7 protein-coding genes are annotated in these 10123 nt (G+C 38.9%); 5 read left to right on the top strand and 2 right to left on the bottom strand.

Annotated features, from left to right (window positions below; translation table 11 throughout):
- Positions 1-151: 151 nt before the first annotated feature.
- The gene (locus H5115_RS19740; protein ID WP_002962210.1) at positions 152-916 is read right to left on the bottom strand and encodes an outer membrane protein assembly factor BamD; all 765 of its coding nucleotides are present in this window, start codon (positions 914-916) and stop codon (positions 152-154) included.
- A gap of 141 nt (positions 917-1057) precedes the next feature.
- Between H5115_RS19740 and rluD the strand changes: the two genes are divergently transcribed.
- The 3 genes from rluD (at position 1058) to clpB (ending at position 5439) form a co-directional block, all read left to right on the top strand.
- Positions 1058-2035 (top strand): 23S rRNA pseudouridine(1911/1915/1917) synthase RluD, encoded by a 978-nt coding sequence (gene rluD / locus H5115_RS19735; protein WP_149594281.1) that lies wholly within the window; start codon positions 1058-1060, stop codon positions 2033-2035.
- Positions 2035-2766 carry a peptidoglycan editing factor PgeF gene (gene pgeF, locus H5115_RS19730; RefSeq protein ID WP_182756958.1) on the top strand — a complete coding sequence of 244 codons (732 nt, stop codon included), beginning with the start codon at positions 2035-2037 and terminating at the stop codon, positions 2764-2766. Before rluD ends, pgeF begins: the two co-directional genes overlap by 1 nt.
- 96 nt (positions 2767-2862) lie before the next feature.
- On the top strand, positions 2863-5439 hold the full coding sequence (clpB, locus tag H5115_RS19725) for an ATP-dependent chaperone ClpB (RefSeq protein WP_182756956.1): 2577 nt from the start codon (positions 2863-2865) through the stop codon (positions 5437-5439).
- A 52-nt stretch (positions 5440-5491) separates the two neighbouring features.
- On the opposite strand, the gene H5115_RS19720 is transcribed toward clpB, so the two are convergent.
- Positions 5492-7039: a PAS domain-containing methyl-accepting chemotaxis protein gene (locus H5115_RS19720; RefSeq protein ID WP_182756954.1), complete on the bottom strand. Its 1548-nt coding sequence runs from the start codon at positions 7037-7039 to the stop codon at positions 5492-5494.
- Between the two features lie 588 nt (positions 7040-7627).
- On the opposite strand from H5115_RS19720, the gene gshA reads away from it, so the two are divergent.
- Positions 7628-9205 (top strand): glutamate--cysteine ligase, encoded by a 1578-nt coding sequence (gshA, locus tag H5115_RS19715; protein ID WP_182756952.1) that lies wholly within the window; start codon positions 7628-7630, stop codon positions 9203-9205.
- 146 nt (positions 9206-9351) lie between these two features.
- On the top strand, positions 9352-9963 hold the full coding sequence (locus tag H5115_RS19710) for a transglycosylase SLT domain-containing protein (RefSeq protein ID WP_002962200.1): 612 nt from the start codon (positions 9352-9354) through the stop codon (positions 9961-9963).
- Positions 9964-10123: the final 160 nt, after the last annotated feature.

Here is a 10123-nt window from a genome sequence, read left to right as displayed (position 1 = left end):
CCAAGCGCACAGGGCGTGCATCTGTGAAAGTGTTATGGCAAGGATGGCTTAAGTTACAAGCCATCCTGGAAGGCTACGATTTAGCAAAATCTCTTGAGTCAGACTTGTGATCAAGAGACAGCTTAGTAAGCGCCTTTTTTATTTAGTGCTTTTATTTAGTTCTTTTATTTAGTTTTCGTGTTTGCTTTGCGTGTTCACTAAGCTCAGTTAAACCTAATTGGTCGTAACTTTTCTCCATCATTTCAAGCGCGGGATCTAAGTAACTGCTTTGTGAATAATGCTCAACAACAAACTTACCTCTATTAGCAGCAGCTAAATAAGCTTCACGTTCGTAATAGTAAGTTGCTACTTTTAATTCATAACGTGCCATACGGTTTAAAAGCCAAACTAAACGACGCTTAGCTTCAGGCGCGTAATCACTTTTAGGAAAACGTTTTACTAATGTCGATAAATCTGTAAATGCAACACGAGTACGGTTAGCATCACGGTCGGCTCTATCTACACCAAAGTACTCTTGGAACGCATTTTTATCTGCTTTAATGTTTACTAAACCACGCATGTAATACATGTAGTCTAAATCTTTATGATTTGGGTTTAAGCGAATAAAGCGGTCAATGGTTGCAAGTGCTTGTTCAGTATTACCTGATTGATAATGTGCATAGACTAAGTCCATTTGTACTTGCTTAGAGAATGGGCCAAACGGGTAGCGAGAGTCTATTGCACTCAAAAGTTCAATTGCACGAGCATATAAACCAGAATCTAGCGTTTCTTTTGCATCTTCATATAAAGCGTGTGCAGACTTATTCGGTACACGTTGAATGTCTTCTTGGTCTGGAGCAGACGAACAAGCGCCTAAACTAAGTACAGAAACTGAAAAAACAATGGCAAATGCACGTTTCCCTATTTTATTTATCATTTTATTTGTTACCTTCGATGTCTTCGGCTAGGCCAAGTCGGTAAAACCGAGTAAACTATGCGTATTATATTATGCTTTTATTAAAAGCGATTCTAACCCAGTCGAGCAAAGCTTGCACTGGTAAATTGGGTAAAGTTACTAATGTCAGAGCAAATTTCTCTTCAAGCCGACGTTCCAACCGAATTAGGTGGTAAACGTCTAGACCAAGTATTAGCACAATTGTTCCCTGATTATTCACGTTCTCGTATAAAAACGTGGATTTTGGATGATAAAATCACTGTAGACGGTGAAATTTTCAACACTCCACGCGAAAAACTACTAGGTGGTGAAGTTGTAAGTGTTGAAACAACAATTGAAGCACCACGCGAATACGAAGCACAAGATATCAAATTAAACATTGTTTATGAAGACGATGATATTTTGGTAATTAATAAACCAATGGGCCTAGTGGTTCATCCTGGTGCGGGTAACCCTAATGGAACAGTGCTAAACGCATTGCTACATTACTACCCTGAAATAATTAACGTGCCTCGCGCAGGTATTGTGCATCGTTTAGATAAAGACACGACCGGTTTAATGGTTGTAGCTAAAACGATTCAGGCCCAAACGCATTTGGTAAAAGCACTACAAAAGCGCGAAAATTTCACTCGTGAATATGAAGCACTGTGTAATGGCACCATGACTGCTGGTGGTATGGTTGAAAAAGCAATTGGCCGCCATCCTACGCAGCGTACGCATATGGCCGTACATGAAATGGGTAAGCCGGCAATTACACATTACCGTGTTGCTGAAAAATTTCGTGCTCATACTCGTTTACGTTTGCGTTTAGAAACAGGTCGTACTCACCAAATTCGTGTGCATATGGCACATTTAAATCATCCGCTAATTGGCGATCAATCTTATGGCGGCCGTCCGCGTCCACCTAAAGGTGCAACACCTGAGTTATTTGAGTTACTCCGTAGCTTTAGACGCCAAGCACTGCATGCTGTAAAATTAAGTATTGCGCACCCAATCACCGGTGAAATGATGACATGGCAAGCTCCTATCCCTGACGATATGGTTGCTATGACACATGCACTACGTGAAGATACTAAAGCTAATCCTGATATCGATAGATAATGCACTTATTGTCAGCGACATGGCAAAACCTTCATAAAGTAGGAACGTTAAGTACTACTTGTGGAGGTGGTGTTTCAAAAACCCCATTTAAAAGTTTTAATTTGGGATACCATGTTGGTGATAATAAAAGTGATGTATCAAAAAACCGCTCACTATTAACCAAGCTCTTACCTAAACCTGCCGTGTGGCTAAATCAAGTTCATAGCTCTGATGTTGTTATTGTTGATGAATATTTTGACTCTAAAAAGTTACATAATGCTGATGCGCTTTATACTCAGTTATTAAACCAACCTTTGGCTATAATGACTGCCGATTGCTTACCTATTTTATTAGTGAGTGATGATGAGAATGAAGTTGCAGCTATACATGGTGGCTGGCGAGGGCTTGAGCAGGGAATTATTAAAAATACTTTAGAATGTTTTAGCTCAAAGTATGAAAATATAAATGCTTGGCTAGGGCCTGCAATTGGACCAACTCAATTTGAGGTTGGATCTGAAGTGTTTGAGTTATTTCAAAAAAGGTCTTCTTCATTTGTTCAAGCATTTACACTACAAACTAATGGTAAATATCTTGCTGATATCTATGGTATTGCGCGTACTTTACTTACCCAGCAAGGCGTTAAAAATATTACGGGTGGCGACTACTGCACAGTCTCTCAAAGTGACTTATTTTTTTCTTACCGGCGAGATGGACAAACCGGACGCATGGCAAGTTTGATCTGGCGCAAGTAATTCACATCTTTAATCATTATATTTCCCCCTACACCTTGAACAAACACCTAAACATACCCATTAATTAAGCAATTAGATTATTTAATAGGTAACACCATGCGTTTAGATAGATTTACAAGTAAATTTCAATCTGCGCTTTCTGATGCGCAATCGCTAGCCCTTGGCCGCGATCATCAATTTATTGAACCCGTACATTTAATGTATTCATTACTGCAGCAAAGCGGCTCCAGTGTGCGCGCGTTATTTGCACAAACGGGGGTTAGCGCAGATGAACTTAACACCAAGCTTTCTCAAGAAATAGAAAAACTATTTAAAGTAGAAGGCGTAGGTAGCGACGTACAGCTATCAAATAATATGGCTTCACTTATTAACCTATGTGACAAGTATGCACAAAAACGCAAAGACAAATACATTTCAAGTGAATTGTTTGTACTGGCGGCATGCGATGATAAAGGTCCACTTGGCGATATATTCAGATCGTTAAATATTACCTCGACTAAAATTGAAACTGCAATTAAAGCGATTCGCGGCGGTCAAAAAGTTGATGATCCAAACGCCGAAGAAACACGTCAAGCGCTTGAAAAGTACACCATTGATCTAACTGAGCGAGCAGAGCAAGGTAAGCTTGATCCTGTAATAGGTCGAGATGACGAAATTCGCCGCACGATTCAAGTACTACAACGGCGCACTAAAAATAACCCTGTATTAATCGGTGAACCAGGTGTTGGTAAAACAGCAATAGCAGAAGGTTTAGCACAGCGTATTATTAATGGTGAAGTACCCGAAGGATTAAAAAACAAACGTGTTTTATCGCTTGATTTAGGAGCACTAGTTGCGGGCGCTAAATATCGCGGTGAATTTGAAGAGCGTTTAAAATCAGTGTTAAACGAATTGGCTAAAGAAGAAGGCCAAGTCATTTTATTTATTGATGAAATACACACTATTGTGGGTGCAGGCAAAAGTGATGGCGCAATGGATGCGGGTAATATGCTAAAACCTGCTTTAGCACGCGGTGAGTTACACTGTGTTGGCGCAACCACGCTTGATGAATACCGTAAATATATAGAGAAAGACGCAGCACTTGAGCGTCGATTCCAAAAGGTACTCATTGAAGAGCCGTCGGTTGAAGATACCATTGCAATATTGCGTGGCTTAAAAGAGCGATATGAGCTACATCATTCAGTAGAAATTACTGATCCCGCGATTGTTGCTGCGGCGCAGTTATCTCACCGCTACATTAGCGATCGTCAGTTACCAGATAAAGCAATTGATTTAATAGACGAAGCGGGTTCTTCAATTCGATTACAAATTGATTCAAAACCAGAGTCGTTAGACAAGCTTGAGCGTCGTATTATTCAATTAAAATTAGAAGATAATGCACTTGCTAAAGAAAAAGATGAGGCGAGTCAAAAACGTCGCACTGAAATGCAAGAGTTGATCACCGACCTTGATGGGCAATATCGTGAGCTAGACGAAATTTGGAATGCTGAAAAAGCATCGCTTCAAGGTACACAAGTAATTAAAGCCGAACTTGAACAAGCAAGATTAGATTTAGATGTAGCGCGAAGAGCAAGTGATTTACAGCGTATGTCAGAGCTGCAATATGGGCGAATTCCAGAGCTTGAACGAAAACTTGATTTAGCCTCACAAGCCGAAATGCAAGAAATGACTCTGCTTAAAAACCAAGTAGGTGAGGATGAAATTGCTGAAATTTTATCTCGCTGGACAGGTATTCCTGTTGCAAGAATGCTACAAGGTGAGCGTGAAAAGCTGCTGCAAATGGAAGATAAGTTACACAGTAAAGTAATAGGGCAAGATGAAGCGGTCGTTGCTGTTGCTAACGCAATAAGACGCTCACGTGCAGGACTTGCAGATCCTAATCGCCCAATTGGTTCTTTCTTGTTTTTAGGTCCAACAGGTGTGGGTAAAACCGAGCTTACAAAAGCATTGGCTGGTTTTATGTTTGATACCGAAGATGCCATGGTGCGTATCGACATGTCTGAGTTTATGGAAAAGCACTCAGTTGCCCGCCTAGTGGGCGCACCTCCAGGTTATGTGGGTTATGAAGAGGGCGGTTATTTAACAGAAGCTGTTCGTCGTAAACCTTACTCAGTTATATTGCTTGATGAAATAGAAAAAGCACACCCAGATGTGTTTAACATTTTACTGCAAGTGTTAGATGATGGCCGATTAACTGACGGACAAGGTAGGACTGTTGATTTTAAAAATACTGTTATTATCATGACATCAAATTTAGGCTCAGATATTATCCAAGAACAAGCGGGTAATAATGACTATACGACCCTTAAAGCTAAAGTAATGGAAGTATTGATTAATGAGTTTAGACCTGAATTTATTAACCGTATTGACGAGACTGTTGTATTCCACCCGTTAGCAAACGAGCATATAAAAGAAATAGCCGGTATTCAGTTAATGAAATTACGTGAGCGTTTAACAGAGATGGGGTATCTGCTTGAAATAAGCGATGCTGCACTTGAGCGAATTGCAGCAAGTGGGTTTGATCCTGTCTACGGTGCACGCCCGCTTAAGCGTGCTATTCAGCAAACGATTGAAAATCCGCTAGCACAAAAGCTACTTAATGGGGACTACATACCAGGTAGCGTGATTGTTATTGATGCAAATGACGACTCTTTGGTATTTACCAAACGCTGATTGTAAATAATTAAACTCTAAAGCCGCTAAAATAGCGGCTTTTTTATTTTTGTTAAACTTTAAAAGTTAGTAATAAATCGCTCACCCTACGTGAACCTTCAACAAGTTCAGCAGCACCTTTTGCCACATTAAAGCTTAAACTTAAGTTGTTATCACCGAAGCCTTTAATTTGCGAAACATTATTACTAATATCGTTACTAACCATTTGTTGCTCTTCTGCAGCGGATGATATTTGTATTGCCAAGTGAGATATTTCACTGATTTGGATAAAAATACCCTCTAACTCAACTTGGGTTTTATCGGTTGTCAAAACACAGTTATCGGCTTGTTCTTTAGTGCTTTGCATTACTTTGGACCAGCTAAATAAAGTGTCTTGTATTTCTTTAATAGAACTATGGATTTGCGTCGTAGCATTTTGAGTGCGTGACGAAAGAGTCCTTACCTCATCGGCGACTACTGCAAAGCCTCGACCATGTTCTCCTGCTCTAGCTGCTTCAATCGCTGCATTAAGAGCAAGTAAGTTAGTTTGATCGGCAATTCCCTCTATTTCACTCATTACCTTACCAATTTTATCTGCTTCAGAGGCTAAGCTGGTGGCTGTATTTGCTGCTTGTTCTACTTGAGAAGCTAAGTCAGATACCATTTTACTATTATCTGCAATGTGGTCTTTTATCTCTGAGCAACTTTGATGGGTGTTATTCACTTTATCAGCTGTTTGAGCTGTATTTACTGATATTTCACCAATGGTAGAGCTCATTTGGGTCATCGCTGATGCAATTTGCTCTAAACGCTCCCCTTGTGAAGAAATGCCTTCTTCGGTGAGTGTTGATTGTTTGTCTAAATCAGTCGCGATGCCATTAAAGCTTAATGTTGAGTCTTTCATACGACCAAGAACCGTGCGTAGTTTTGCGCTTAGCATTTGCTCTCTATAATCACTTACACTGTGCGGTGTGTAGCCGCTGTAAATATAGCGAGAGATTGAATCGGCTTTTGCTTTTTGTTCGCGTAATATTTTAGGGGTAACAATGAGTTCGTCATAATTTAGCACAATAACTAAGGCACAAATAAATAGGCTAATTGCAGCAATGGTGATTGATGCCGCAACAGCAATAAAAATCAGCCAAAATAACAAGCATATAAAAGTAATGCTTTGCCTTATTGCGGTGTGTTCTCGCAGTTTAAATAATGATTTGTTGGTATTTAATTTGTTGTAAAGTGTTTGTGCACGTTGCTTAAGTTGAGAGCTTGCTTTGGTTCTTACAGATTGATAACCAACAAGTCGGCCATTTTCAAAAATTGGGGTTACAAAGGCATCTACCCAGTAATAGCGGCCATCTTTACAGCGGTTTTTAACCATACCGCGCCATGAGTGTTCTTGTTTTAATGTTGCCCACATTTCTTTAAAGGCTGTTTTTGGCATATCAGGGTGACGAACAATATTATGATGCTGACCAATAAGCTCTTGTGCGCTATATCCTGCAACAGCACAAAACGCTTGATTGACGTATGTTATTACACCTTTAAGGTCAGTAGTAGAAACCAGCTCTTGTGATTCATCAAAGTATACTTCTTCATTTTTTAAGCTTTTATCATTGTGCATTGTGTTTATTATCATCCTTTATTGTTGCAGTCATTATATTGCTTACACACTACAAAGCAAAAAATAGCGTCTTTCCGTCTATGCTCATAAGACAAATGATTGTATTTATTGATCTAGATCAAGTTTAAATACCAGGCAGCTAAATTGAACTGATTTTGTATAAGTTCCGGTCTATTACTATAGGCTGATATTTTACTTATTTGATTTATAATTAAATACGTATTTAAAGCATTTGTATAATGCACATAGCAATGGCAATATTACGACTTAATATAATGATGTTGGTCATATTAAGCGCATGTATAAAGTGGGCAAATAATTATTAGATTTGAAAAGTTATATTGTTCTTAGCAATTTATTCCAGTTGCATTAAATGAATGATCTATTATAGCGCTAAGAAAATAGCACAATAACAAGGCGAAAATTATGACATATAGTTGTTCTATATGAATAATTTTTAACGCAGTGAGGGCGTTATTTAACGCGATATAATGATCATATTTTCAATAAAATTGGTATTCATCTTGAGTCTAAGTAATTAGCCCCCATAACCTTATGATTAAGCCACGTGGCCCGAGGAAAGATTTTTTGACAACACATGATTTAGCTAACGCACTTGAAGCGTTATCAGTAGATGAGCACCAACATGCAGTTAAAGGCATTAAACGTGGCATAGAGCGAGAGTCACTAAGAATACAAGAGAATGGTGCTATATCACCTAAAGGCCATCCAAAAGGGGTGGGCAGTGCGTTAACTAATGGCCATATCACAACTGATTTTTCTGAATCTTTACTTGAATTTATTACTCCAGTTAGTGAGTCGTCAACGCAAACTCTTAAACAATTAAAAGACCTTCAAAAGTTCACTCTAGAAAAGATGGACGATGAACTGCTTTGGCCTATCAGTATGCCGTGCTTTATTGAGCATCAAGATGATATTGTTTTAGCTCAATTTGGTAGTTCTAATACAGGCAAAATGAAAACACTATACCGTGAAGGATTAAAAAATCGCTACGGGAGTATGATGCAAGCAATTGCAGGCGTTCACTTTAATATTTCGTTCCCAGATACGCTTTGGCAATCGCTTCATTCGTTACAAAAAAGCGATGCAAGCCTTCAAGATTTTATTTCAGAAGGTTATTTAGCGCTTATTCGTAACTTTAAACGCGAACTATGGCTAATAAGTTACATGTTTGGTGCATCACCAGCATTATGTAACTCATTTTTACAAGGTCGAAAAACCGATTTACCATTTAAAAAACTAGGTAAAGGTACGCTTTACTTAGAAGTTGGTACGGCACTGCGTTTAGGCAATTTAGGTTATACAAATAGCGCCCAGTCGTCACTACGTGTAATGTATAACTCGTTAGATGAATATGTTGCAGGTCTTAAAAAAGCAATCAACACACCATCAGAAATTTATGGTGATCTTGATGACTATAAGAGTGAAAACCCTAAACAATTAAATAAAAATATTCTGCAGATTGAAAACGAATTTTACTCACCAATTCGTCCTAAGCGTAATGCTAAAAGTGGCGAAACGCCAACGGATGCATTGCTTCGAGCAGGCATTGAATATGTAGAAATTCGCGCTTTAGACGTTAACCCATTTAGCGAAGTGGGTATTGATATTGAGCAAATTCACTTTTTAGATGTGTTTTTAACGTATTGTTTATTAAAAGATTCAGCTCCAATGGATTGGAAAGAACAAGCACGCAGTACTGAAAACCTAGACACAGTAGTCAATCAAGGTCGAGAAGAAGGGCTAATGCTTAACTTTAATAATACACAGCGTAGTCTTCAGTCGTGGGGTGATGAAATATTTGCCCAGCTCACTGATGTCGCTAAATGGATGGATAATGCTTATGGTGTTAATTATTACTCTGATACTATAAAGCGCATGGCAACGTGGGTGCATAATCCAGAGCTTACCTATTCTGGACGTTACGTGTCACAATTAAAAGAGTCTGGTTTAGACAACGGTCACTTTGCGCTAGCACTGGCTAATAAATACAAACAAAGCCACGCAGACACTGATTACAGTGAGTTTTTAAAGCCTTGGCTAGAACAACAAGTTGTAGAGTCTAACGAAGCACAAACTGTAATTGAGCAAGCAGATACGCAGTCATTTACTGCCTTTTTAGATGCGTATTTTGACGGTAAATAATCTTAATACCTAACAAAATTTAAGCAAAAAAACGCAGCCTAAGTTGGCTGCGTAAATATATATTCAGGGATGAACTAATGCTGTACTGCTGCATTCATTGAGTCAGACCCACACTTTTTAAAAAAGTTCTGTGAGATCTTAAAAAAATGAAAAAAAATGCAATTATTTTATCTCTTGCCATTACTTTAGCTGGTTGTGCTACAGCGCCTCCGAAACAACCTAACGATCTATGCAAAATCTTTGAAGAAAAACCTGATTGGTATTTTGACGCAAAAGACGCGCAAGAAAAATGGGGTTCTCCTAAGCATGTACTCATGAGTATGATGTACCAGGAAAGCTCCTTCAAACATGATGCGGCTCCACCTATGGAGTACTTCTTATGGATAATTCCAACCGGTCGCGCAAGTGATGCTTATGGCTACTCACAGGCTAAAACACCAACATGGTCTGATTATATTCGTGAAACAGGCAACAATGGTGCTGATAGAGACGATTTTGACGATGCAATCGACTTTATGGCGTGGTTTGTTTATAAAACGCATAAAGTAAATAAAATCTCTAAGTGGGATGCTTATGCACAATACCTTAATTATCATGAAGGTTGGGGTGGTTATAAGCGTGGCACATATAAAAAGAAAAAGTGGTTAATGGGTGTCGCAAACAAAGTTAAACACAGAGCGAGCCGTTATGGTGCGCAATTAAAACGCTGTGAAGACGAGCTTGATAAAGGTTGGTTTGAACGTCTTATATTTGGCTAGAGAGTTATTAATGGATATAAAAAAGGAGCCAATCGGCTTAATGCCGATCAGTTAAGAAAATGACCGGTTGACCGATCCAAGCGATCATGCAAAATCCGTAGTTAGGAAACTAACTACGGATTTTTTGTGAATATAGAACAAGCACTGCAAGCAACACTTG

Source organism: Pseudoalteromonas sp. SR44-2 (assembly GCF_014163745.1).
Classification (GTDB): Bacteria; Pseudomonadota; Gammaproteobacteria; order Enterobacterales; family Alteromonadaceae; genus Pseudoalteromonas; species Pseudoalteromonas distincta.
This window is presented reverse-complemented; position numbering and strand designations above follow the sequence as displayed.